This is a genomic window from Streptomyces sp. CLV115, from assembly GCF_038448545.1.
GTDB lineage: Bacteria > Actinomycetota > Actinomycetes > Streptomycetales > Streptomycetaceae > Streptomyces > Streptomyces sanglieri.
In genome coordinates, this window is sequence record NZ_JBCEWQ010000088.1 from 1 (window position 1) to 23,251 (window position 23,251).

Genomic DNA, 23,251 nt, shown 5'->3' on the forward strand with positions numbered 1-23,251 from the left:
GCACGCACGTGCAGAGCATCGCGGTCCGGGTCTGCGTAGACGGCCACGCTCCCGATCCCGGCATCCCGGCATGCCCGAGCAACACGGACAGCAATTTCGCCACGGTTGGCGATGAGCACCTTGCGCAGGCGCGGCTTCGGCGGGTGTGTGGTCACGATGCCCACGCTCCCGGGGCCCGGAACGGTCCGGCGAGGTGCTGCCAGCGGGTCCGTGCCGCCGCCTCGGCGCCGTTCGGTCCGGGCCGGTCCGTGCGGTGTCCGGTGCTCTGCGCGTGTGCCTGCGCACGGGCGGCGAGGACGGTGGCGAGGGCTGCCACCTCGGTGAGGCTCGGATTGCCGCGGATGATCCGGACGGAGGCCAGTGCGAGGGCTGTTGCCGGGCCGCTCCCGGTTTCCCCGGCCGTCACAACGGCAGGTTCCCGTGCTTGCGTCCCGGGAGCGGGACGTGCTTGGTCCGGAGCATCGACAGTGCGGCGATGAGCCTGGTGCGCGTGTCTGCGGGGTCGATCACATCGTCCACCAGGCCGCGCTCCGCCGCGTAGTACGGGTGCATCAGCTCGGTCTCGTATTCCTTGATCTTCTGCGCCCGTACGGACTCGGGGTCCGTAGAGGCCGCTATCTCCCGGCGGAAGATCACGTTCGCGGCACCTTCCGCGCCCATGACGGCGATCTCGTTGGAGGGCCAGGCAAGGGCGACGTCGGTACCGATCGATCGGGAGTCCATGACGATGTAGGCACCGCCGTACGCCTTGCGCAGGACGAGGGAGATGCGCGGCACGGTTGCGTTGCAGTACGCGTAGAGGAGTTTGGCGCCGTGCCGGATCACTCCGCCGTGTTCCTGGTCGACGCCGGGGAGGAAGCCGGGCACGTCCACCAGGGTCACGAGCGGGATGCTGAACGCATCGCAGAACTGGACGAAGCGGGCGGCCTTCTCGGACGCGTGGATGTCGAGGACGCCGGCGAGCGCGGCCGGCTGGTTGGCGACGATGCCGGCCACCTGGCCGCCGAGGCGGGTGAACGCGCAGACGACGTTGCGCGCCCAGTCGGCGTGGACTTCGAAGAACTCGCCGTGGTCGACGACCTCGGTGATGACGTCGCGCATGTCGTACGACTGGTGGGGCTCCGCGGGCACCAGGTCGAGCAGGCGCTCGCACCTGCGGTCGGCGGGGTCGTCGGGGTCGGCGGCGGGCGGCAGCTCGCGGTTGTTCGACGGGAGGAGCGACAGCAGGTGGCGGACGTCTTCGAGGCAGCTCTCCTCGTCGTCGTAGGCGAAGCCCGCGACGCCCGACACGGCGGCGTGACTGTCGGCTCCGCCGAGCCGCTCCTGGGTGACGTGTTCGCCGGTCACGGCCTGGACGACGTCCGGTCCGGTGATGAACATCTGGGAGGTGCCGCGGACCATGAACACGAAGTCGGTCAGGGCCGGGGAGTACGCGGCGCCACCGGCGCACGGGCCGAGAACCACCGATATCTGCGGGATGACGCCGGAGTTGCGTACGTTGCGGGTGAAGATGCCGCCGTATCCGGCCAGTGCGGTGACGCCCTCCTGGATGCGGGCTCCCGCCCCGTCGCACAGGCCGACGACGGGGCTCCCGGCGGCCTGTGCCAGGTCCATCACCTTGTGGATCTTCTGGGCGTGGGCCTCGCCCAGTGCTCCGCCGAAGATGCGGAAGTCGTGGGCGTAGGCGAAGACGGTCCGGCCGTGCACGTGTCCCCAGCCGGTCACCACTCCGTCGCTGTGGGGCCTCTTGTCCTCAAGACCGAATCCGGTGGCCCGGTGTCGGCGCAGCCCCTCGATCTCGACGAACGATCCCTCGTCGAAGAGCAGTTCCAGGCGCTCGCGTGCGGTCAGTTTGCCCTTGGCGTGCTGTGCCTCGGTGGCCTTCTCGCTGGGGCCTCGTTCCGCTTGCCGGTGCAGTACGGCGAGTTCCGCCGTGCGCTCACGCAGGGAGGTGTGGCGCACGGCCGTGGGCCGCGGCGACGGCTCCGCGCTCTTCACCGGCCGTTCCTCGACGATGCTCAATGCAGGACCCTTTCGACACAGGTGCGCTGGTTCGGTGGGTGGCGCGGCACCGAGCGTCGGCCGGGTTCCTAAAGCCGGGGTTGTGCGACCTCGCCCCGCTCGCGGTGGGCCCTTGGTGCGGGGGCCGCGGTGCGGTAGCCGCGCAGGAGGAACAGACCGGCGACCGTGACGAGGGCGGGCAGCAGTGTCATCCCGGCCAGCACTCCCCATTCGGCCGCGGTCGTCTGGTGGGCGGATTCACCGGTGTCCGACGAGACGTAGCCGAAGAGCTGGAGGACGAGGGCGAACAGGAAGGGTCCTGCGGCGACGCCGAGTGCTTCGCCTCCGCTGAAGAGCCCGGACAGGTTGCCGGCCCGGCTGCGGCCGGTGCGTGCGGTGTCGGCTGCCGTGGTCTCGGCCAGCATGGCGTAGAGGAAGAGGAGCTGGCCCGCGTGTCCGGTGCCGACGAGGAGGAGGACGGCAGGCGCCCAGAACGACGGCAGGGCGGGTGCCGCGGCCAGCAGCAGGCATCCGCCGCCGAAGAGGGCCGAGGCGGCGACGAGTGACGCGCGCTGTCCGTGGCGGGCTCCGACGCGGGTCCACAGGGGGGTGACGAGGAGGTTGGGCACGACGAAGGCGGCGACGAGGACCGGGGTCAGGCCGGGGTCGTTCAGGATGTGTTCGGCGAAGTACGGTCCGGCGGCGAGCAGGCAGCCGGTGGCGACGACCTGGACGGTCGTTGTGCGCAGCAGGGCGGCGAAGGACGGGTTGTCGCGGAGTGCTTCGAACCTGCGGGGGGCCGGTGTCCGGTCGGTGGCGGGTGGCGGATGTCCGGGGCCGGGTGCGGTGGTGCGGGGCGGGCGTGCCGTACCGAGGTGGACGCCCAGGGTGCCCGCGGCGATGACCGCCGCGCCGAAGAGGCCCGCCCAGCGGTGTCCGTCGATGCCTCCGCCGCCCGCTTCGACGACTGCCGGGCCCGCCGATCCGACGGCCAGCGCGGCGACCGCTATGCCCGCCACCCGGCCCGACACCAGGCGTATCCGGTCGTGCGGGGTGTGCGCGATGTCGGCGGGCAGCGCGGTGTAGGCGGCCTGGAAGAAGGCGAAGGCCGTGGCGGTGAAGAGGAAGCCGAGTCCGGTCCACACCGTGCCGGCGGTGCCGTCGGCGACACCGCTGAGCATGGTGGCGAAGGCGGCCGTGGCGCTCAGGCCGCCCCCCAGGACATAGGTCCGTCGGCTGCCCCGTCGGCGGTACGCGCGGTCGCTGGTGCGGCCCGCGAACGGGGCGAGCAGTACCGCCCACGCCTTGGGGATCAGGATGACCGCACCGGCGAGAGCCGCGCTGACACCGAGGGTGTCGGTGAGGTACGGGAGGAGCAGGAGCCCCGGAAGGGTGGTGAACGTACCGGTCACCAGGGCCCCGCAGGCGTAGCCGAATCGCAGACGGGTGCTGTTCCCGGTTGCCACTTTCGTTCCTCCGCGGGATAGGGACAGTGCACGCGCGAACGCGACCGAGCGTGGGTCTGCGGCGGGCGGTGCGCCAGTCGGGGTTTTCCCTACAAGGTGTGCTCGGGGATGCGCCGGGTGCCGGTGTGGCGAAAACGGCCGGGGTCTGTCGGAAACGGGGTCCTTGGGCATTCTTCCTGGGGTTTTCAGCGGCGCCGGGATCCTTTGTTCGATTGCGTGGGACGGCGGTTCAGGGTTCTCCCCGACATTGCGCGCGGTGGCCGGGATCTTCCGCCGTACTTTCTGCCAGGCAACCTGTGGACAGCGGTCCGCACTTGGGTCGTGCCGCACGGTGAGCCAGCCTTTCGTGACGGATATCCACTCGGGGAGGCTGGTGTGCCGGAGGCGGCGTCGGCGTTCGGTGCGTCTGCCGGTACTGGTGGGCCCTCGGCGTCTCGAAGTCATGAACTCGACTTGTTGCGTCGTTGGTTGGGACTTTCCAGGGATTCGGCGCAGTTCGTCCGGATCAGTGGTGAGCCGGGGGTCGGCAAATCCCATCTGCTGCGGCGGTTGATGCGGTCGGCGCGGCGGGACGGCTGGGTGGTGGCCGCGGGCCGGGCTCCCCGTGCCGGTGCGACCCGGCCCTTCGATGCGGTCGTCGACGCGCTGGACGATCTGCTGGCCCGTGCCGACGGTTCGCTGTTCGAGCTGCTCGGGGAGACGGCCACCCGGCATCTGGCCTCCGTCTTCCCGGCCCTGAGCACGTACGGGCCGGTCCCGGGGCCGGTGGATCACTACGCGGTGTCCAGGGCCGTGCGGGCGGCGCTCGCACACCTCGCCCGGGAGGGCGGCGGGCTGCTGCTCGTGGTGGACGACGCGCACCGGGCCTGTCCGCACGCCGTGGAGTTCCTGGAGCACCTGGTCCGGCATCCGCCGGATGCCCCGGTGCTGACCGTGCTCGCCCATCGTCCCGCGCCTGCGGGGCGGCATCCGGCGACTTTGACCGACGCGTCCGCGGACCTCCATCATCTGCGGCTGTCACGGCTGCCCGACGGTCTGCTGCGCTCGCTGCTGCCCGCGCGGGTGGGGCCGGTGGCCGCGGCCGTCGCGCTGCGCGACGCCGCGGGGGTGCCGGGGCTGCTGGCCGCGCCCCGGGGTGGTGCCGGTTCCCGGTCGGGCGGCACGGCCCCGGGCCCCGGCCTGTACAGCGTGCTGGAACTGGCCACGGGGGTACCGCCGGTGGTGGCGTCCGGGACGCGCGGGCCCGACCTTCACTGCCTGTCGTCGCTGGGCTGGCGCACCGCGTGTGCGGCGGCACTGGTCGGTGATCCGTTCCTTCCCGAGGTGGTCGCCGAGGCGGCGGCGCTGCCGTTGCCCGATGTGCTGCGCGGTCTGGACGAGTTGTACACCGAGACCGTCGTGGTGCCGGAAGGCCAGGGGCGGCGTTTCCGTTTCGTCCGGCCGGCGCTCAGGGCGCGCGTCCATCACGCGTCGGGGGCGGGCTGGCGGCATGCGGCGCGGGACCGGGCCGTCGCGGCGCTGCGTACCGCCGGTGACACGCTCGCCCTGGCCGCGCACCTGGTGCATGCCGAGGACCTGACGGCGGACGACGTGCAGGTCCTGGCCCTTGCCGCGCGGAGCGGTGTCTTCTGGCAGCCGGAGCGCACGGTGCTGGCGCTGCGGCGGGTCGTCGCGGTGACGGGTGATGCGCCGGAGTGGTCGTTGCTGAGGGCGAAGGCTCTCGTCGTGGCGGGGCGTCCCGATGAGGCCGAGCGGGTCCATGCCCGGGAGTGGCAGCGGGTGACGGCAGTGTGTACGGGGGCCGACGCGGTGGATGCCGTGGTGTGGCGGGCGCGTGCGCTGCGGCTGCTGGGCCGGTTCGCACAGGCGCGGGAGCTGCTCGGCACGGAGGGGCTCTCCGGTTCGGTGGCGGTGCGGGCCGAGCTGCTGGCGCTGGCGCTCGAACAGGAGCAGGTCCCGGGTGCCGGCTCCGACGGGGCCGTTGTGGACCTGGGCGGTGCCCGGGACGCCGTGTCGGAGGGCCGTGCGGACGAAGATCCGTACGTACGGCTCCACCTGACGGCTCTTCTCGCCGCTGCGGACGCCGTCGCCGGCCGCGCGGCCGCGGCGCGGGCCGCCGCCGAGCGCGCCGATCTGCTGCTGGGTGCGGTGGAGGGGGCGCGGATGGCCGCGTGGCTGGAGGCCTACCGGTGGCTGGGTGAGGCGGAGCTGCGTCTCGGCCGGGCGCGCCGGGCGGTTGTTCTCTTCGAGCGGGGTTTTGACGCGGCGCTCCGATTCGGGCAGGGACATGTGCTGGCGCCGTTGGCGCTCGGGCTCGGGCGGGCCCATCTGGAGAACGGTGAGAAGGACTCTGCCGTGTTCCATTCGGAGATCGCCGCGGAAGCCGCCGGAATATTCGGCCGCAACTGGCTGGCGCCGGTCGCCGAGTCCATTTCCCTGAAGGCCGCCCGGGACTCGGACGATAATTCGTCCGGGACTCCGCTTTCCGTTATCAGCGACCGCGAGAGGGAAATAGCCGATCTGGTCGGAGCGGGCTACACGAATCAGCGGATCGCTGCCCTTCTCAGCATCAGCACGAAGACCGTGGAAACTCATATGAGTCGGATATTCAAAAAACTCGGTCTGAATTCACGGGCAGCCTTGGCGCACACAATCGGCCGGGATTCACCGCACCATTGCTTTCACCAGAGGTAAACATTTGTCCCACACATGGAAAAGGCCCCGTCGCCGGCACTGAGGCCGGGCGACGGGGCCACGCGAGCGGCTCCGACCGGGCGGGGGAGTCCGGCAGCCGACATCGGAGCCGACCTTCCTCCCCACCACTAGCGGCCGACTAAAGCCGCAGTACGGCGGCGAGGTCGGGGTTCCGGCCCTCCCCGGACCCCGGAACTCCGACCTCGCCGACCTCGTTCACGTCACGGGCAGGCGGAGCCCCACTGGTCGTCCTGCACACACAGCATTTTGATGCCGCCCGCCATCACGCCCACTTCCGCCGAGACCGCCGATACATCCGGAGTCGATGCCTCCGCCAAGCCTGCGTCAAGACTTCCTAAAATCACAAACGCTGCACATGCTGCTACCACTGATTTACCAAGTATGCCCTTGTTCATCATTGCCCCCTAGCTTGTTGTCCGGCGCTTGCAAGAAGAAGCCTGCCCGCCACTCAAGCCAGTTCCAAGTGATTCTCGATGGCGTAGAGTTGCCTGGCAGCTTGTCCCATTCCGTATCTAGGAGTAGCCGCGAAGATGAGCGAAAGTTCCCTTTCCGGACCAAGCTCCGATGAACTCGACGGCAGGTGTGCAACGGCTTACCAGCGAGCGGTCATGCTGGGACGCTTCGATCACGAACAGATTGCCCACGCGCTGGGTGTGCCGACCGAAGAGATCAACTGCATAGCGCAGACCCTGTCGGAACTGAGCCTGCTGCACCCCATGCCCGGCGAGCCGGGCACTCTGGTCCCGGTCAGCCCGGACGCCGCCGCCGCCGACCTGGTGGGACCGACCGAGCAGCAGATTCGGGAGTTGCAGCAGGCGGTCACCGACGTCCGGACACGGATGCGCTCGCTCCAGCCCGCCTACTTCGAGAGCCGGCGGCGCCGCAACCAGGCCGAGGCGTTCGACGTGATCAGCGACATCAGCGTGCTCCAGGCCATGCTCGACGACTGGGGGGCCCGCTGCCGCACCGAGGTCCTCACCGCCCAGCCGGGCGGCCCCCGCCCCTCGCGGTACCTGGACAACGCGCGCCCGCTCACCCTGGCCCGGCTGGCGCGCGGAGTACAGGTCAGGCACCTCTACCAGCACACCGTGCGCAGCGACCTGGCCACCACGTCGTACGTGCGCGCGGTGACCGGGGCGGGCGCCGAGGTCCGCACCACGGACGAGCTGATCGACCGCATCGTCATCTACGACCGTGAAGTGGTGTTCCTGCCCGAGCGCGTGGACGACCGCCCGCCGGGCGCCGTCGTCGTACGGGAACCGACCCTGGTGGCGTTCCTCTGCAAGGTGTACGAGCACCTGTGGGACACCAGCACGCCCTTCGCCCCGGACACCGAGACACAGCCCGCCGTGGCCGACGACCTGAAGCGGTCGATCATCAAGCTCATGGCCCAGGGCCACAAGGACGAACTGGTGGCGCGCCGGCTGGGCATGTCGGTCCGCACCTGCCGCCGGTACATCTCGCAGATCATGGAGGAGGTGGAGTCCACCAGCAGGTTCCAGGCCGGTGTCAACGTCGCCCTGTCCCGGCTCCTGGACGGGGCGCACGGCCCCGCCCCGCAAGTGGACTAGGGCGTTCGGATCTGGCCTGATCCGGACGAGCGGCCCCAGGGCCCGTCGCCCTGTCCGGCGGTGTTCGCGAGGGACAAGGCCTGCCCGGAGGGGCACTAGGTGTCCCGCAGCAAGCTGTCACCGGCCGGGGCTGGTTCGGGATGGCTGATTCCATGCACTCTCGTTGAACCGTGTTCGAACACGGTTCGCACGAAACGGGGGCGGACGCATGGCTCGAACGACAGATGGGGAGCGGCGGGGGACGGGGACCGTCCGGCATCTCATACACCGACCGCGCTCCTGGCTGCATCCTGTTCCTCCGGGGCCGGATGTCGAGGAGGAGTTCGTGCTCTCCGGTGCGCTTCTTGCGGGGCACTCCTTGTTCAACGACGGTCCCGGCCGTCATCACGATCTGCAGGCGACCGCCGAAATGGTGCGCGAGGCGGGTGAGTTCATCGGGCACACGCACTTCGGGGTGCCGTCGGCCCGGGTGGGGATCTTCTACCGGTTCGATCTGCGCGCCGACGATCTGACGCACTGGCGCGTCGGGCGGGCGCCGGCCCAGCTCGACCTGGAGCTGCGCGTGCGTCCCGACAAGGTGGTCGACGACGTGCCGCGGGTCCTGGACTTCCTCGTCGCGCCGCGCATCGACGACGTGCCGTGCGGAAGCGGGTCGGCGAGCCTGGTGTTCCTGGCGCCCGTGGTGCACCGCAGTCACCGGGAGCGCTCCCGCGCGGCGGTGCTCGCGGAGGCCGGGCGCGAGGGGCCCGGTCGGCTGCCGGACGCCCCGGTCGCCCCCGGCGACGTGGGGCGCGGCTCCCTCGGCAACGTTCTGCTGCACCGCCCGGAGACACCGGGCCACGGACGGCTGTCCGCTCAGGTGCGGTTGCCTGCGGCTTGGTCGTCCGGGGCCGCGGAGGGTGACCCCGCCCCCGCCCATGTGCTGCTGGAGGCGCTGCGCCAGACGGCGTTGCTGGCCGCCGGGCACGCCTACGCCCTGAAGCCGGCGCACAGCACGCTCGGCTCGCTGCAGGTGCACTTCCGCGGCTACGCGGAGCCCGATCTGCCGATGCGCTGCACCGCGGTGTGGGACAGGCTGGGCAAGGACGGGGAGGGCCGCCGTACGGTGCCGGTCGGGCTGAGCCTCGTCCAGGCCGAGCGGGCGGTGCTGGAGGCCACCGCGTCAGTGGTGGAGGACCTGTGACCAGTAGTCGTGCGACCACTCCCCTTCCAGCGCCTCGTTGAGGGCCGCGACGGCATCGGCGTCGAGCATGGTGGTGATCTCGGCGTCGAGGGTGCGGCCGAGCCCCGCGTCGTAGACGGCGGTGCTGATGCAGAAATCCAGCCCGTCGCTGTCGAGCAGATAGGTGCGGAACGTCCACTCGTCGCCCGATCCGGGGGTGCCGTCGGGCCGGTGCACCTGGGTCGGCCGGCCATCGGCACCGAATCCGAACTCGGTGAACCGGAACTGCAGTCCCTGGCCGATCGCCTTGCTGTAGGCCTCCTTCAGGGTCCACAGCCGCACCAGGCAGGGGTCGCGCTCCGGGACCGGCAGTCCGGAGACGATCAGCCGCTCGTGCGGTGTGCAGATCTGCCGGTCCAGGCCCCGGCTGTAGATCTTGCGGTCCGCGCGCTCCGCGTCGACGCCGATCAGGCCCCGGGTGGTCAGTCCGACCAGCAGGAGGTCGTCGGTGTGGCTGAGACTGATGTCGATCTGGTCGCAGCCGCGCAGGTACGGGCGCCCGGTCGGTCCGTACATCAGCTCCAGGTCCCGGGCGTCGGCCCGCAGCGCCGCGGCCGCCGCGTACTTGAGGAGGCGCCGGGACGCCGCGTACCGGCCGCGCATCTCCTCATGGGTGATGTCGCGGTAACGGGCCCAGTCCCGGCCGAGGACGGCGCGCAGTTCGGCGCCGTCCGGGTCCTGGGGCCGCCAGTCGGTGAAGCGTCCGTGCACCAGGGCCGTGCCGTGGGTCCGCAGGTCCTTGCGCACCTCGGCCCCGTTGGTCTCCGGGGCGGTCGACTCGATGGGGTCGCCCAGCGGCTGCGGGAGGTGGGGGTTTCCCGGGGTGTTCATCACAGGTCCGCCCGTCCGGCGCCGACCAGGCAGTGGATCTCCCGCAGGCTGCGGGCCCGGAACACTCCGGCCACCGGGATCCGCCGCCCCGTCTCCCGTTCGACGAGCCCGACGAGGCGCAGCAGGTGGACCGAGTCCCAGGAGGGCAGGGTGTCGAAGTCCGCGGCCGCCTCGGCCTCGGTCAGGACGAGGCCCAGTTCGTCGCGGATCAGGCCGAGGAAGTCGGCGAACTCATCCATGGCGCTCCTGTCGTTGATCCACACGTTCGTCATCCGGCCCTCCGATTCGGACATCGAGGGTCAAGTGCTCGGGCACGGGCGGGAGTTCGCCGAGGTCGTGCCGGAACCACCGCTCATGTCCACCGCCGGGCTCCTCGGTGAACCCCGAGGAGGGGTAGAGAGCGCCGGCCCTGCCGTTGCTGTTCGTCGCCCGGTAGCGGGCCCTGACCAGGGGGAACCCCCGGGCCTTGGCGTGTGCGAGTACTGCGGCGAGAGCGCCGTCCTCGATGCCGCGGGCCAGTGCCCGGCAGCTGAGCAGCATGTTGTCGATGTGCAGGGCGTCCTCGGCGTCGTGGGTGAGGACCGCGCCGACGAGACCGCTGTCGCCGTACCGGTCGTTCACCCGGACGGCGAGCACTCCGCGGCCCGGCTCGGCGACCATGGCGGCGACCCGGTCCAACGGGATCCGTTCCCCGGTGAGGTTGAACTGGTTGGTGCGCATGGAGAGTTGGGACAGACGCGGTACCTCGTGGGGTTCCGGCGGCGAGATCCGGACCACGGTGCCGAGTTCGTTCAGGTACTCCTCGTACGACCCGGAGTGCTCCCGGAGCTCGGTCCGGGCCTCCGCCTCCCGGTAGCGGGTGGTGCGGGCCCGGTCGTCGTCGGTGAGCCGCGGGGTGTCGAACCAGCCGTCCCGCAGCAGGGTGTCCAGGTGCAGTGCCGGTTCGGAGCCGAGCGGGATCACGGCGGTGTGCGGGAGGTTGCGCCGGACCAGTCCGCGTTCCCGGGGCGAGTCGTCCATGAACACCAGGGCGTCCGTGGCGATGCCGAGGCGGGCGGCGATGTCGCGGAGGTTCTGGTCCTTGGGTTCCCAGTTGGCGTTGATCCGTACGAAGTCGTCGGGGCGCAGTGTCATGTCCGGGTGCTCGCGCAGCACCTGCTGTACGGGGCCGGGGTCGTTCTTGCTGCTGATCGCGAGGAGGACTCCCTGGGCGGCCAGTTGGCGCGCGCCGCGCTGCACCGCGCGGTACGGTCCGCCGAGGAGGCTGTCGCCGACGGCGATGCGGTCCGCTCCGGCCTCTCCCAGCACACCGCCCCACAGGGTGTTGTCGAGGTCGAGGACGAGGCATTTGCTGGTCATGCCCCGCCGGGCCCTCAGGACGTGGACGGCTTCGCGGGCGTAGGCGGCGAAGAGGGTGTCGCCGAAGGGGGAGCCTGCGTAGGCGGCGAGCCGGGCGTCGCGGGCCGGTCCGATGTCGGCGATCAGCGGGTCCAGGTCGACGACGGCCACCGCCGGGTTCTCGTCGGTGAGCCGGAGCAGGCGGGCGTTGAACTCCCGCCACACCGCGCCGAGCCGGGCCCGCTGCCGCTGGTCGATGATCTGCTGGGTGTGGCGGCGCAGCAGTGGCAGTGTGTTGAGGACCAGGGTGCCGGTGCCGTCGGTGGTGTGTGCGGTGACGACGGCGGTGATCCGGTCGGCCAGGCGGGCGCATGCCGCCTCGGCGTCGGCGGTGGTCCAGGGTGTGCGGAGTCCGGCGAAGACCGCCTCCGCGTCCAGCAGGCACAGGGTCAGGTCGGGTTTCTGGGCGCGCAGTTCGCTGCCGGGGGTGGTGAGGTCGCGCAGGTACGCGCCGTGGGTGCCGACGGTGTACCGGGCGAGCAGGCCGTGCCGGGCGAGTTCGGCGGTGAGCGCGTCGGGCAGTTGGGCGGTGGTCGAGCTTCCGGTGATCGCCACGGTGACGACCGGTGTGTCGGGGTGGTGGTCCAGGACGTCCTCGGCCCGGAGGGCGGCGAGCAGGCGTCCGCACCGCAGGAGTTCGGCGAGGATGTCGGCCGGTTCCCGGTCGGGTGTGTCGGTGATCTCCGCGAGCAGGCCGGTCACCTGCGGGTACTCGGAGGCCAGCCGCCCCGATGTGCTCAGTTCGCCCAGTCTGCGGAAGGGGGTCGTCGTCATCGTTTCGGCTCCGCTTCTGCGTGCTTCTCCAGTGCCAGCCCGGCCCTGATCCATTTGCTTGACTCGACGACGACGGCGAGCGCTCGTTCTCCGCTCGACATCTGCCGTACCAGTCGGTCGAGTTGCAGCAGCGGCAGGGCGTTGCCTGTGTTCCCGGTGTCCACCACGCAGGAGATCTCGCGGGCCGTGGGGACCGCGAGGGTTTCGACGATGCGTTGTGTCATGCGGGCGGAGAGCTGTGGCGGCAGCAGGAAGTCGAGGTCGTCGGGTGTCCAGCCGGCGGTGTCGAGGAGTTCCCAGCAGATCTCGCTCGCGAGGCCGGGCACGCAGTCCTCGATGGCCTTGTAGTCCTCGGACAGCATCGTCCGGCCGGGGGTGCGCCGCACCGGTCCGTCCCAGTCGATGATCTGGCCCGGCTGTCTGCCCCGGCCGGTGAACCGGTGGAGCAGCGCGCGCAGCCCGATGCCCTCGCCCTCGGGTCCGGCGCTCACCACGGCCGCGCCCGCGCCGTCGCCGAACAGGACGTAGTTGATGAGTTCCGGTGCCGGGAGGTCGGCCGGGGTGCGGTGCGGGTCGAGGAAGCGGGCGGTGACGTCGCCGCCGACGACGAGTCCGGTGCGGTGGCCGGAGGCGATCAGTGCCTGTGCGAGGTCCAGGGCCTGTACGGCTCCGGAGCAGCCGGCCTGGATCTGGTAGGTGGGCAGGTGGTCGAGGCCGAGCCGGTCCGCCACCTCGTTGGCCGTGGTGGGCAGCAGCCGGTCCGGGGTCGTGGTGGCCAGGACCAGGAAGTCCAGGTCCTGGAGGTCCGTCCCGGCCGATGCGGCGGCCCGGTCCGCCGCCTCGGTGCACAGGTCGGCGAGGGTGTGCAGGACCTCTCCGGTGCCGAGGTCCCAGCCGAAGTGGCGGGTGCGGGTGCCGACGAACAGGTCGGTCCATTCATCACTGATCCCGAAGGCCTTGTCGAGCTGTTCGTTGTCGACGGGGTCGCCGGGCAGCGCGGTGCCGGTGCCGGCGATGTAGAGGGGGGCGCGGGCCCCGCCGTTGGTCGTCATGTCCTGGCTCCTGCGCTGGTCCAGTCGCTGAGGAAGTCGGCCAGGGAGCCCACCGAGCGCAGTGCGGGCAGCAGTTGCTGCACGGTGACGCCTTCCGTCTGCGGAAGCCGGTGCTCGATCCGGTCCTTGAGCTGCATGATCATCACCGAGTCGAATCCCAGGTCGGCGTAGAGCCGGGTCTGTCGCCCGACCCGTTCGGGTGGGTACTCCCCCACTTCGACGATCGCTTCGATCACCGCGTCGAGCACCGGGTCGAGCACCGGGTCGCTCTTCTCGGCGGGGGCTCCGGCCGTCTCCGCGGCCGTGTCTGCGGCCGACGGGCCGGTGCTGTCGGCGGGGGGCTGCGGGCGGGCCGTCTCCGGGGCCCGGTCCGTGCGCCGCGGCACCGTCTGCCAGAAGGTGTGCTCGGTGGAGAAGGCGTACGGGGCGAGGCATTCGGTGGTGCGCCGCGCCGGTTCGTACAGGGCCTGCCACCGCGGTTCGACGCCGGCCCGGTACAGGGTCGCGACGGTCTCGGCGAAGTCCCGGGCGGTCGCCTCCCTGCCGGGGACCGGGAGCAGCAGGCGTACGCCGGAGGGCAGGCCGGCGCGTTCGGCGAGCTGTACGAGCTGGGGGCCCGGCCCGATCTCGACGAGGCAGGCGGGCATGGTTTCGGCCATGAGGTCGTCCAGCGCCTCGGCGAAGAGCACCGGCCGGGCCGCCTGTTCCTTCCAGTACCCGGCGTCCAGGGGCCGGTCGCCGAGCATGTGCCCGTAACGGGTGGAGGCCATGGGGATGCGGGGTGCGGTCGCGTCGATCCCGGCGGCCTCCTCGGCGAAGCGGTCCAGGGCCGGGGTCATCAGCGGGGAGTGGAAGGCGTGCGAGACCCGGACCCGGCGGGTGCGGATGCCTCTGACGTGCAGCTGGGCGGCGATCCGGTCGAGGCCGTCGGTCTCGCCGGACAGCACCGTGTCGGCCGGGCCGTTGACGGCTCCGACGGTGACGCGCGGCTCGTCCGCGAGCAGTTCGACGAGGTCGTCCGGCCGGGCGCGTACCGCCAGCATGCCGCCGCCGTCGGGGAGCCGCTCCATGAGTGCGGCCCGGCGGGCGACGAGACGGGCGGCGTCCTCCAGGCCGAGCGCACCGGCGGCGACGGCGGCGGCGAACTCGCCGACGCTGTGTCCCAGGACGGCATCGGGTTCGACGCCGAGGTCGCCGAGCGTGCGGAAGAGGGCGTAGCCGACGGCGAACAGGGCCGGCTGGGCCCAGCCGGTGCGGTGGACGGCCGGGTCCTCGTCGAGGATCAGGTCCCGTACGGACCCGTCGAGGTGGGGTGCCAGTGCCTCGTCGGCGGTGTCGAGGTGGTGCCGGTAGGAGGCGCAGTCGCGGTACAGGCCGCTGGTCATGCCGGGTTCCTGGATGCCCTGGCCGCTGAAGAGGAAGCCGATGGTCGGGGGGTGCACGGCCCGGTCGGCGATTCCGGCGCGCAGCCGTTCGTCGTCGGCCGCCGCCCGCAGCGCCGTGGCGAGTTCCGCGGTGTCGCGGGCGGTGAACGCGGCACGGTAGGGCAGTCCCGTCTTGACCAGGTTGCTGTTCCAGCACACGGTGGCGGCGTCGCCGCGGGGGCGGCGGGCCACGGCGTCGGCCTGGACGGCGAGGTTGCGGCGCAGGGCCTCGGGGGTGTTGGCGGAGACGGTGAACACTCCGACGGCGGGGCCGGCGCCCGTGCGGGGTGCCGGGGTGCGGGGTTCGCGCGGGGCGGTGGCCAGGACGGCGTGGGCGTTGGTGCCGCCCATGCCGAAGCTGCTGACTCCGGCGAAGACCTCCTCGGCGGGCAGCCGTACGGGGGCCTTGAGCAGGCGCAGGCCGCGTTCGGCGAGTCTGAGCTGCGGGTTCTCGCGGGTGGCGAACCGGCTGGCCGGCACGATCCGGTGGTGCAGGGCGAGTGCGACCTTGATCAGGCCCGCGATGCCGGCGGCTCCTTCGGTGTGGCCGAGGTTGCCCTTCACGGAGCCGATGCCGCACGGCTCCTCCCGTTGCACGGCGTGCAGTTCGCCGAGGGCGGCGCACTCGATGATGTCGCCGAGCGCCGTTCCGGTGCCGTGGGCCTCCACGAAGCGCACCTGTGACGCCGGGATCGCGGCCCGGCGGCAGGCGGCCGCGACGACTTCGCGTTGCGACCAGCGGTTGGGCGCGGTGACGCCGTTGCTGCGGCCGTCCTGATTGACCGCGGTGCCGCGGATGACGGCGTAGATCCGCTGCCCGTCGGCCCGGGCGTCCGCCAGCCGCCGCAGTACCACGGCGCCCACGCCGTCGCTGCGCCCGATGCCGTCGGCGTCCGCGCTGAACGGCTTGCAGCGTCCGTCCGGTGCGGCCAGTCCCATGCGCGCGTAGACGAGACCGAGGGCCGGGGTGAGGACCAGGTTGACGCCCCCGGCGACGGCGGTGGAGCACTCCCCCGACAGCAGCGAGTTGACCGCCAGGTGGACGGCCACCAGTGACGAGGAGCAGGCGGTGTCGACGGCGAGGCTGGGGCCCTTGAGGTCGAGGTGGTAGGAGATGCGGTTGGCGGTCATTCCGGAGCTGCTGCCGGCTCCGAGCTGGGGGGTGACCCGGGCGTAGTCGGACATGTGGAGCTGGGCCCATTCGGTGCCCATCACACCGACGAAGACACCGGTGTCGCTGCCGGCCAGTGCGGAGGGGGACCGTCCCGAGTTCTCCAGCGCCCGCCACGCGCACTGCAGGAGCAGCCGCTGCTGCGGGTCCATCGCGGCCGCCTCGCGCGGCGAGACGGCGAAGAAGTCGTTGTCGAAGGTTGCGATGTCCTCGATGAACCCGCCGTGGACCGACGCGTCGAAGCCGTGGCCGGCGCGGCGCTGTTCGGGCAGTTCACCGGTCGCGTCGGCGCCCCGGGTCAGCAGGTCCCAGTACGCGTCGGCGTCGGGGGCACCGGGGAAGACGCAGTCCAGGCCGACGATGGCGACAGCGCCGGGGGTCATGGCCGCCGCCCGTCGGCGGGCGGCTTGACGCCGCGTTCGGCCAGGTGGCCGGCCAGGGCGGCGACCGTGGGATGGTCCCAGGCCAGGGTGGGGTCCACGGCGATACCGAAGTCGTCCTCGACGTCGCCGCACAGGCTCAGCGCGCACACCGAGTCCATGCCGTACACGGCGAGCGGAACCGTCGGGTCGATGCTCTCCGGTGCCCGGTCCAGATAGACCGCCAGGCGGTCGGTGAGCCAGCCGTACAGGGAGGCCGCCGCCTTCGGCGGCGCGGAGAAGGTCATGCCGTGACTCCTCGGGGCTATGGGTCCGTCGTCGGCAGGCGGTCGTGCCGCCCACCGGCGGTCAACCGGGTAGCGGTGTGTTGTACAGGTCGTAGCTGCGGCGGTCGCCGAACCGGGCCAGTACCTCCTGGTGGACGCGGGCCATGCACTCGGTGGGCAGGTCCACGGCGGGGGCGCCGAGCCGTCGGGCGATCCGGTGCAGTGCCGCGGTCGCCCAGGCGGGGTCGGCGAGGAAGGGGTCCGCCCCTTCGTGGCCGTGCCGCCACACGCCGAGGACGGCCGCGGCGGCAAGCACGAGGACGTACCGGTCGGTCAGGGCGAACCACGCGGGCCGCACCGGGTTGTGTTCGCTGACGGACGGCAGCGCCAGGATGCGGGTGCGCAGGTCGCGCAGTTCGTCGACCATCTGCTCGGCCAGGGCGCGCAGCGCGCGTTCGACGGGGTTGCGTCCGGTCAGTCCCGCGGCCGTCGCGACCAGGGAGGCGCTGAGGCTGTCCCGGCCGCTGGCGAGTGCGAGCCGCGGGTGGGAGAACGGGGGCAGCGGGGCTCCGGGGCGGAACAGGGCGGGGTCGGCGGGTTCCCCGGTGAACCAGTCGCGGGCGAGCCGCTGGAGCTGCGGGATGATCGTCGTCTGGCAGGCTACGGTGCCGGCGTGGCCGAGGCTGACGACCGGCACGTCCCGGATGTGCTTCTGGAAGATGCCGATCGTGCCGCCACGGGTGTAGAGCTGCGAGCCGAGCACGGTCGCCAGGTCGTACATCGTCTCGCTCAGGACACGCGGCAGCAGTGCCTTGACGGCGGCGGAGTAGACGCTGGTCTCGGCCGGATGCAGGTGCAGGGCGCGGGTGGCGACGACGGCGAGGCAGTCGTAGAACAGCAGGTTCACGAAGGCGTTGGCGAGGGTGGCCGCCGTGTGCTCGGGGTCCACGGGTGACAGTCCCCCGTCGCCGGGGCCCTGCATCCGGTCGACGAGCACGGCGGTGCGCAGGCTGGTGTCGACGGACGCGGCCACCAGCGCGGCGGTGAGGGTGCGGCTCATCTGGAAGGACCGCAGGGCGGTGGGGACTCCGCTGCCGGCCGGTCCGAGCAGGGCCTGCGCGGGCACCGGGCATTCGTCGAACTCCATGCTGTCCAGCCGGCAGCCGCGCAGTCCGACCGACGGGCGGCGCGCGCCGGCCCGGTACCGGTCGGCGGGCAGCGTGTGCGGGTCGAGCAGCAGCGCCGAGTGGCTCCTGCTGCCGACTCGTTCGTCGGTGCGGCAGAACAGCACCAGGGCGTCGGCGCGGCGGGCGTTGTTGACGATGGTCTTGGCACCGGTGACGTGCAGCCGGTCGGCCGACAGCGTCGCGCGGACCTGGCTGCGCACGAAGTCGTTGGTGTGGGCGGTCTCGTGCTGGGCGATGGCGGCCTTGGAACGCGAGCGCAGCAGTCCGGCCAGCCAGGTGCGCTGGGCCGTGCTGCCGGTCATCCACACGTCGGAGGCGGCCATGAAGGTGCTCATGCCGTATCCCATGCCGAGGGCCACGTCGCGGCGGAACACCGGCCGCATCACGCGCAGCAGCGTCTCCGCGGAGTCGAACCGGCCGCCCAGTTCGCGCGGTACGTACTCCAGGTGCATGCCGAAGTCGTCGAGCAGGTCCTCGGCGTCGGCGGACAGCACGGCGCGCCGGTCCGCAGAGAGCAGTGCGGCGAAGCCGACCGGGTTGCCGCGGGCCGCCGGGTCACCGAAGAGCTCCTCCAGTTCGACCGCGCGGTCCGGGACCGTTCCCGGCCCGCCGGGCGGGGCGGCGGCGGGGCGGGCGGGTGACCGCGGCGGTGCGGCGACGCCGCTCACCACGAGGTGTCCCGCCACCGTCCGCCGGCGGTGACCGGCAGCGGTTCGTCGACGGCCGGATGCGGCTGTACGAGCCCCTGGACCTCGGGGTCGAGGACTTCGTACAGCGCGGACAGCTGTCCTTCCAGGAAGAGCTTGCGCATCAGGGTGCGCTGGACCTTGCCGCTGGTGGTGCGGCGCAGGGCGCCGGGGCGCAGCAGTACGACGTTGGCCGCGGGAACGTCGAAGTCCCGGCCGATCAGGGCCTGTACCCGGCAGGCGAGGGCTTGGAGCCGCTCCTGGTCGGCATGGGGGGCGCGCACCTCCTGGACGACGACGAGCTGTTCGCGGTCGGCGCCGACCGTGAACACGGCGCCGTGGCCCGCGCCGAGTGCGGGGCTGGCTTCGCGCACCGCCCATTCGATGTCCTGCGGGTAGATGTTGCGGCCGTTGAGGATGATGACTTCCTTGAGGCGGCCGGTGACGTACAGTTCGCCGCCGTCGAGCACGCCGAGGTCGCCGGTGCGCAGGTAGCCGCCGTCGCCCCCGGCGAGGGTGGCGTGGAAGGTCTCGGCGGTCTCCAGGGGCTTGCGCCAGTAGCCCTGTGCCACGCTGTCGCCGCGCAGCCAGATCTCGCCGACGTGTCCGGCGGGCAGTTCGCCGCCGTCGACGGGGTCGACGATACGGAGGTCGAAGTCGCCGGCGGTGCCGCTGCTGACCAGGGTGCGGGCGCCGTGGCCGGTGACGGGGGCGCGCAGTGTGTCGCGTTCGAGGCCGGCTCCGTCGACGGTGAGCCGGCTGTAGGGGCGGCCGGGTGTGCCGCCCGACACCATGAGGGTGGCCTCGGCGAGACCGTAGGCCGGGTACACGGTGTCGGCCCGCAGGCCGGCGGCGCCGAAGCGGGCGGCGAAGGCATCCAGGGTCTGGGCCCGTACCGGTTCGGCGCCGTTGAGGGCCAGCCGCCAGTTCGTCAGGTCGAGGGTGGCGAGCTGTTCGTCGGTGACCCGGCGCAGGCACAGGTCGTAGCAGAAGTTGGGGCCGCCGCCGATCGTCACCCCGTGTTGTTCGATCATCTTCAGCCAGCGGACGGGCCGTTTGACGAAGGCGGTCGAGGACATCTGAACGGAGGCGCTGCCCAGCCACAGGGGGTGCAGCAGATGGGCGATGAGGCCCATGTCGTGGTAGTGGGGCAGCCAGCTGCCGAACCGGTCGGCGGAGGTGGTGCGCAGGGCGCGCTGGATGGTCGCCTGGTTGGCGAGGAGGTTGCGGTGGCTGACCATGACGCCGCGCGGCTTCGAGGTGGAGCCGGAGGTGTACTGGAGGAACGCCAGGTCGTCGGGGCCGGTCAGCGGGGCCTTCCAGTCGCCCGGGTCGGTTCCGTCGTCGATGTCGGAGGCGAGGCAGACGACGTCCCCGCGGCCCGCGGTGGCGAGCCACAGCGACACCTCGGGAGCGTTGGCCGTGTCGGTGAGGACCAGTTGCGCGCCGGTGTCCTTGATGATGCCGGTCACGCGCTGGAGGCGTTCGCCGCGGTCGCCGGGCAGCGGGGCCGGGACGGCGATCGCCCCGGCGTAGAGGCAGCCGATGAACGCCTTGAGGAAGTCCGGGCCCGGCGGGTGGAGCAGCAGTACGGGCTGGCCGGCGGCGCCGCGCTCGCGCAGCCGGACCGCCAGGGCCCGGGCGGCGCGGTCGAGTCCGGCGTACGTGAGGTGTTCCGCCGTGATGCCGGTGGCGGAGTCCCGCAGGAAGATGTGGGCGTCGTGGTGGGCCAGGCGCTGCGCCCGGTCGAGCATCAGCTGGGTGAACGTGCCGTGCCCGGTGTCGTCTCGTGTGGTGTCGGCGGTGCTGTTGCCGGTCATTCTCGACCCCCTCGTGGTGCGCTCGGGACCGGGGCGGTGTGTCGTGTCCGCTCAGGCCAGGGCGTCCGCATGCTCGTCGCCGGGGCTAAAGCAGGGCTTGCAGATCTCGTGTGCGGTGTCCGGCGGAGATAGGGGGGAGCCTGTCCGAAAGCAGGGGTGGGTTCCCGCCTATCGTTGGGCGCCGATGACAGGGGGCCGCATGCGATTCAGGATTCTCGGGCCGTTGGAGGTGCGTGCCCCTCAGGGGGCCGCGGGGGATCTGACGCCGCGTGCGGCGAAGATCCGGGTCGTGCTCGCCACGCTGCTGGTGCGGGCCAACGAGATCGTCTCGGTGGACAGTCTGATCGACGAGCTGTGGGGGGAGAACCCGCCCCGTACGGCGACGACGACGCTCCAGGTGTACGTCTCGCAGCTGCGCAAGCTGTTGCACGAGGCGGACGCCGAGTTCGGCAGGGACGCGCTGGTGACCCGTCCGCCGGGCTATGAACTGCGGATCGATCCCGCGCAGTTGGACCTGACGGTCTTCGAGGAGCTGCACGGCCGCAGCCGGGAGCTGATGGAGCAGCAGAACCACCGGACCGCGTCCGATCTCCAGCGTCAGGCGCTGGGGCTGTGGCGCGGTCCGCTGCTGTCGGACACCCCTCACGGCCCGCTCCTGGACGCGACGGCGGTGCGTCTGGCGGAGGTGCGCACGGCGGCGCTGGAGCAGTGCATCCGGGCCGAACTGCATCTGGGGCGCCATCGTGAGCTGATCGGCGAGCTGCAGTCGGTGGTCGCCGAGCTGCCGTTGCGCGAGGAGTTCCACGCACATCTGATGGTGGCGTTGTACCGGTCGGGGCGGCAGGCCGACGCGTTGCAGGTGTTCGGGCGGCTGCGCCGGGGGCTGGTGGACGAGCTGGCCATAGAGCCGGGCCGTTCGCTCCAGGCGTTGCACCAGCGGATCCTGGTGGGTGATCCCGGGCTGCTCACACCGGCGGTACGGGCCGGTCACACGGCGGCTTCCGGGCCTGCGGCCGGCTCCGGGCGCACCGCGGGCCCCGGTCCCGGGCAGGGCGCCGGCCCGGCGCCCGCGCCCGGGCCGGCGGCGCCCCGCCCGCACGTCCCGTCCGGCGGCCCGGCGATGGCACAACCGCCTTCGCCCGACGAGCTGTTCACGGGGCGCGAGGAGGAGTTGGCGTCGCTGCGGGACGTGCTGGGGGCGCCCGGCGGCAGGCTCGTGATCGTCACCGGTGCGGCGGGGGTCGGCAAGACCGCCCTGACGCTGGCGGTCGCGCACCGTACGAGGGACCTGTTCGACGCGCCGGTCTTCGTACGGCTGCGTCCCGACGGGCACGGTCCGCTGGATGCCGTCGGTGTACTGGCCGGGGTGCTGCGCCAGTACGGGGTCCAAGGAGCGTTGCCGGAGCGGATCGACGAACTGGGGGGAATGCTGGCGGAGTTGACGGACGGGCGGCGGGTGCTGCTGGTCCTGGACGACGTGGTCGATGCCGAACAGGTGCGGCCGGTGCTGTCGGCGGTGCCGGACTGCACGGTGCTGGTCACCTGCCGGCGGGTGCCCGACGGGCTCGCCGGGCGGGTCGTCTGCCTCGATGTGCCGGGGATACGGGAGGCGCGGCGGCTGTTCGTGACGGCGACGGGGCAGTCGGCGGATGCCGCGGGGAGCGCGGAGTGCGCCGGTGTCGTGGAGGCGTGCGGCCGGTTGCCGTTGGCGTTGCGGGCGGCGGCGGAGGCGCTGGCCGGCCGCTCGCGGCTGCCGCTCGGTGGTCTCGCCGCCCGGCTGCGTGACGAACGCACCCGGCTCGCGGAGCTGGAGGCGGCGAGTCCCGGGTTCCGGGCCCGGCTGAGCGATGCCCTGGACGGGGTCGGTGCCGCCGAGCTGCGGGCGTTCCGGCTGTTCGGGCTGTTGCCCGCCGGTCCTTTCGCGCCGGACGCGGCGGCGGCGGTGCTGGACACGGACGTGGCGACGGCGCGTGCGACGACCGATGCGCTGGCGCGTGCGCGGCTGGTGTGCGCGGAGCTGCCGTCCGCGGGCCGCCCGGAGCGCCACCACGTGCCGGAGCTGTTGCGGCTGCTGGCCCGGGAGCGGCTCGACGCGGAGGAGGGCCCCGAGGTGGTCCGGGCGGCGCTGGCCCGGTTGTGCGCGGTGTTCGCGAAGGCGGTGGAAGAAGCCGGGCCGTCCGGGCCCGCGGCGGTCGACGGGGTGCATCCGCTGGAGTGGTTCCGGCTGCGGCTGCCCGCGCTGATGGCCGTGGCCCGGCAGGCGCACGCGGCTCGGCTGTGGGCGGAGTGCCTGCGTCTGGTGGACCGCATGACGGGTTTTCTGGAGGTGCTGGGTGCCTGGGAGGAGCGGGACGCGTGCCAGGGCCTGGCGCTGGAGGCGGCGCAGCAGCTCGGTGATCTGGCGGCGCAGGCCCGGCTGCTGCGGTCGCTGGGCGATCTCGCCTGGCAGCGACGCCGCCTGGACACGGCCGGGGAGCTGTACGAGCGTGCCCTGATGGCGGCCGATGTTGCGGGGGCGGAGATCGAGCGTTGCCGTGCCCTGACCGGCCTGGCGGGTCTGCGTCTGGACGCCGGGGCGACGGACGCGGCCGCCGCGCTGGTGCCGCCCGCACTGGACTCCGCGCCGCAGGACGCGCGGACCGGGTTCGAGGCCCACCGGGTGCTGGGGCTGCTGGCGCTGGAGTCCGGTGAACGGGACGCGGCGCAGGGGCACTTCGCCACATGTCTGACGTACGCCACGTCCTTGGCCGATGCCCGGCTGGAGTCGTACGCCCGCCGCCGACTGGGCGAGTTCCGCTCCGGCGGGACGGCGCACCCCGGCTGGTCGGAGGTACAGCCCGGCGTCTGGCGGTTGCACACGGCGGCGTAGGACCGGCCCTGTCCTTCGCGGGGCGGCTCGGCGGGGCGGCTTCGCGGAAGTGCATCGCGGAACTGCATCGCGGGGCGGCCTCCCGCAGCGCTCACCCATGCCTCCCTTTAGCCGGGACCGGATGGTTGCGCCGACCGGCCACGTGGGCCGGTCGGTGCCGCCCTTCCCCACCGCGCAGGAGGTTCCATGTCCGATCCGGCCGAGTTGCCCGTCGACGGCGTCGAGACCGTCGGTCACACCAGTGGTGCCGTCAGGACGGATGCCGCCGCTCCCCGTCTGCGCAGCGCGGTACCGGCCGATCTGGAGCAGATCATCGCCGACATCGGCGACGGCCCGGCCCCACGCGTCTGACGGCGGGCCCCGGGGTGCCGCCCGTGACGGTGCGGGCGGCACCCTGCCGTGCCCGGGTGACGGGGAG

Annotated in this window: 18 protein-coding genes; 5 read left to right on the top strand and 13 right to left on the bottom strand. The window is 72.3% G+C overall.

Translation table 11 applies throughout. From position 1 onward, the window contains the following. The 4 genes from AADR41_RS26470 to AADR41_RS26485 all read right to left on the bottom strand — a co-directional run. Window positions 1-128 (bottom strand): biotin carboxylase N-terminal domain-containing protein (locus tag AADR41_RS26470; RefSeq protein WP_342283929.1); only part of this gene is annotated, 128 nt, incomplete at its 3' end. A gap of 23 nt (window positions 129-151) precedes the next feature. Next, a complete protein-coding gene (locus AADR41_RS26475; protein ID WP_342283909.1) occupies window positions 152-406 on the bottom strand; it encodes an acyl-CoA carboxylase epsilon subunit in 255 nt (84 codons plus the stop codon). Beyond that, window positions 403-1,962, bottom strand: coding sequence for an acyl-CoA carboxylase subunit beta (locus AADR41_RS26480; RefSeq protein ID WP_342283930.1), 1,560 nt, complete (start codon window positions 1,960-1,962; stop codon window positions 403-405). The genes AADR41_RS26475 and AADR41_RS26480 overlap by 4 nt, the downstream gene beginning before the upstream one ends. A 128-nt stretch (window positions 1,963-2,090) precedes the next feature. Next, window positions 2,091-3,467, bottom strand: coding sequence for an MFS transporter (locus tag AADR41_RS26485; RefSeq protein WP_342283910.1), 1,377 nt, complete (start codon window positions 3,465-3,467; stop codon window positions 2,091-2,093). A gap of 108 nt (window positions 3,468-3,575) precedes the next feature. On the opposite strand from AADR41_RS26485, the gene AADR41_RS26490 reads away from it, so the two are divergent. After that, the gene (locus tag AADR41_RS26490; RefSeq protein WP_342283911.1) at window positions 3,576-6,161 is read left to right on the top strand and encodes a helix-turn-helix transcriptional regulator; all 2,586 of its coding nucleotides are present in this window, start codon (window positions 3,576-3,578) and stop codon (window positions 6,159-6,161) included. A gap of 221 nt (window positions 6,162-6,382) precedes the next feature. Here AADR41_RS26490 and AADR41_RS26495 read toward each other — a convergent pair whose 3' ends face one another. Continuing rightward, window positions 6,383-6,580, bottom strand: coding sequence for a hypothetical protein (locus AADR41_RS26495; RefSeq protein ID WP_342283912.1), 198 nt, complete (start codon window positions 6,578-6,580; stop codon window positions 6,383-6,385). Between the two features lie 210 nt (window positions 6,581-6,790). Between AADR41_RS26495 and AADR41_RS26500 the strand changes: the two genes are divergently transcribed. After that, entirely contained in the window at window positions 6,791-7,753 is a 963-nt protein-coding gene (locus AADR41_RS26500; protein ID WP_342283913.1) for a hypothetical protein, read from the top strand. A gap of 325 nt (window positions 7,754-8,078) precedes the next feature. Further along, window positions 8,079-8,936: an AfsA-related hotdog domain-containing protein gene (locus tag AADR41_RS26505; RefSeq protein ID WP_342283914.1), complete on the top strand. Its 858-nt coding sequence runs from the start codon at window positions 8,079-8,081 to the stop codon at window positions 8,934-8,936. On the opposite strand, the gene AADR41_RS26510 is transcribed toward AADR41_RS26505, so the two are convergent. The 8 genes from AADR41_RS26510 to AADR41_RS26545 all read right to left on the bottom strand — a co-directional run bounded on the left by AADR41_RS26510 (window position 8,916) and on the right by AADR41_RS26545 (window position 19,964). After that, window positions 8,916-9,806, bottom strand: coding sequence for a 4'-phosphopantetheinyl transferase family protein (locus AADR41_RS26510; protein WP_342283915.1), 891 nt, complete (start codon window positions 9,804-9,806; stop codon window positions 8,916-8,918). The two genes, AADR41_RS26505 and AADR41_RS26510, sit on opposite strands and share 21 nt — an antisense overlap. Further along, window positions 9,806-10,045: an acyl carrier protein gene (locus AADR41_RS26515; protein ID WP_342283916.1), complete on the bottom strand. Its 240-nt coding sequence runs from the start codon at window positions 10,043-10,045 to the stop codon at window positions 9,806-9,808. The genes AADR41_RS26510 and AADR41_RS26515 overlap by 1 nt, the downstream gene beginning before the upstream one ends. Beyond that, window positions 10,038-11,978: an HAD-IIIC family phosphatase gene (locus AADR41_RS26520; RefSeq protein ID WP_342283917.1), complete on the bottom strand. Its 1,941-nt coding sequence runs from the start codon at window positions 11,976-11,978 to the stop codon at window positions 10,038-10,040. The genes AADR41_RS26515 and AADR41_RS26520 overlap by 8 nt, the downstream gene beginning before the upstream one ends. Beyond that, window positions 11,975-13,030 carry a 3-oxoacyl-ACP synthase III family protein gene (locus AADR41_RS26525; RefSeq protein WP_342283918.1) on the bottom strand — a complete coding sequence of 352 codons (1,056 nt, stop codon included), beginning with the start codon at window positions 13,028-13,030 and terminating at the stop codon, window positions 11,975-11,977. The genes AADR41_RS26520 and AADR41_RS26525 overlap by 4 nt, the downstream gene beginning before the upstream one ends. Then, a complete protein-coding gene (locus AADR41_RS26530; RefSeq protein ID WP_342283919.1) occupies window positions 13,027-16,008 on the bottom strand; it encodes a type I polyketide synthase in 2,982 nt (993 codons plus the stop codon). Before AADR41_RS26530 ends, AADR41_RS26525 begins: the two co-directional genes overlap by 4 nt. After that, the gene (locus tag AADR41_RS26535; protein WP_266695061.1) at window positions 16,005-16,292 is read right to left on the bottom strand and encodes an acyl carrier protein; all 288 of its coding nucleotides are present in this window, start codon (window positions 16,290-16,292) and stop codon (window positions 16,005-16,007) included. Before AADR41_RS26535 ends, AADR41_RS26530 begins: the two co-directional genes overlap by 4 nt. Window positions 16,293-16,353: 61 nt before the next feature. After that, entirely contained in the window at window positions 16,354-18,129 is a 1,776-nt protein-coding gene (locus AADR41_RS26540) for an acyl-CoA dehydrogenase (protein ID WP_446751112.1), read from the bottom strand. Continuing rightward, the gene (locus tag AADR41_RS26545) at window positions 18,123-19,964 is read right to left on the bottom strand and encodes a fatty acyl-AMP ligase (RefSeq protein WP_342283921.1); all 1,842 of its coding nucleotides are present in this window, start codon (window positions 19,962-19,964) and stop codon (window positions 18,123-18,125) included. The genes AADR41_RS26540 and AADR41_RS26545 overlap by 7 nt, the downstream gene beginning before the upstream one ends. 199 nt (window positions 19,965-20,163) lie before the next feature. Here AADR41_RS26545 and AADR41_RS26550 point away from each other — a divergent pair, with 199 nt between their 5' ends. Both AADR41_RS26550 and AADR41_RS26555 read left to right on the top strand, forming a co-directional pair. Next, complete coding sequence (locus AADR41_RS26550; RefSeq protein WP_342283922.1) at window positions 20,164-22,833, top strand: AfsR/SARP family transcriptional regulator; 2,670 nt, start codon at window positions 20,164-20,166, stop codon at window positions 22,831-22,833. Window positions 22,834-23,019: 186 nt separating this feature from the next. Then, complete coding sequence (locus AADR41_RS26555; protein WP_342283923.1) at window positions 23,020-23,184, top strand: hypothetical protein; 165 nt, start codon at window positions 23,020-23,022, stop codon at window positions 23,182-23,184. The last annotated feature ends 67 nt before the right edge of the window (window positions 23,185-23,251 follow it).